At 52.6% G+C, this 1,340-nt stretch carries 1 rRNA gene; it reads right to left on the bottom strand.

The window, feature by feature from the left end:
- Positions 1–30: 30 nt before the first annotated feature.
- Positions 31–1,340, bottom strand: a 23S ribosomal RNA gene (locus tag ACJ8IM_RS25150); the annotation flags it as partial.

Genomic DNA, 1,340 nt, shown 5'->3' with positions numbered 1-1,340 from the left:
TCTTCGTCTCTAAAACACCTTCGGTGTTGTAAGGTTAAGCCTCACGGATCATTAGTACTGGTTAGCTCAATGCATCGCTGCACTTACACACCCAGCCTATCAACGTCTTAGTCTTAAACGTTCCTTCAGGGGCCTTAAAGGCCCAGGGAAGACTCATCTTGAGGCAAGTTTCGCGCTTAGATGCTTTCAGCGCTTATCTTTTCCGCACTTAGCTACCGGGCAATGCCATTGGCATGACAACCCGAACACCAGTGGTGCGTTCACTCCGGTCCTCTCGTACTAGGAGCAACCCCTCTCAATCTTCCAACGCCCACGGCAGATAGGGACCGAACTGTCTCACGACGTTCTAAACCCAGCTCGCGTACCACTTTAAATGGCGAACAGCCATACCCTTGGGACCTACTTCAGCCCCAGGATGTGATGAGCCGACATCGAGGTGCCAAACACCGCCGTCGATATGAACTCTTGGGCGGTATCAGCCTGTTATCCCCGGAGTACCTTTTATCCGTTGAGCGATGGCCCTTCCATTCAGAACCACCGGATCACTAAGACCTACTTTCGTACCTGCTCGAGCCGTCACTCTCGCAGTCAAGCTAGCTTATGCCTTTGCACTAACCTCACGATGTCCGACCGTGATTAGCTAACCTTCGTGCTCCTCCGTTACTCTTTGGGAGGAGACCGCCCCAGTCAAACTACCCACCAGACACTGTCCTCACCCCGGATCACGGGGCAGAGTTAGAACATCAAACATTAAAGGGTGGTATTTCAAGGATGGCTCCACGCAGACTGGCGTCCACGCTTCAAAGCCTCCCACCTATCCTACACATCAAGGCTCAATGTTCAGTGTCAAGCTATAGTAAAGGTTCACGGGGTCTTTCCGTCTTGCCGCGGGTACACTGCATCTTCACAGCGAGTTCAATTTCACTGAGTCTCGGGTGGAGACAGCCTGGCCATCATTACGCCATTCGTGCAGGTCGGAACTTACCCGACAAGGAATTTCGCTACCTTAGGACCGTTATAGTTACGGCCGCCGTTTACTGGGGCTTCGATCAAGAGCTTCGCCTTGCGGCTGACCCCATCAATTAACCTTCCAGCACCGGGCAGGCGTCACACCGTATACGTCCACTTTCGTGTTTGCACAGTGCTGTGTTTTTATTAAACAGTTGCAGCCAGCTGGTATCTTCGACTGGCTTCAGCTCCATCCGCAAGGGACTTCACCTACATGCCAGCGTGCCTTCTCCCGAAGTTACGGCACCATTTTGCCTAGTTCCTTCACCCGAGTTCTCTCAAGCGCCTTGGTATTCTCTACCTGACCACCTGTGTCGGTTTGGGGTACGATT

Origin of the sequence: Serratia sp. CY33525 (assembly GCF_052169115.1) — a bacterium.
Taxonomy (GTDB): domain Bacteria; phylum Pseudomonadota; class Gammaproteobacteria; order Enterobacterales; family Enterobacteriaceae; genus Serratia; species Serratia sarumanii.
Note: the sequence above shows the minus strand (reverse complement) of the source record. Positions and strands in the feature narration are given on the sequence as shown.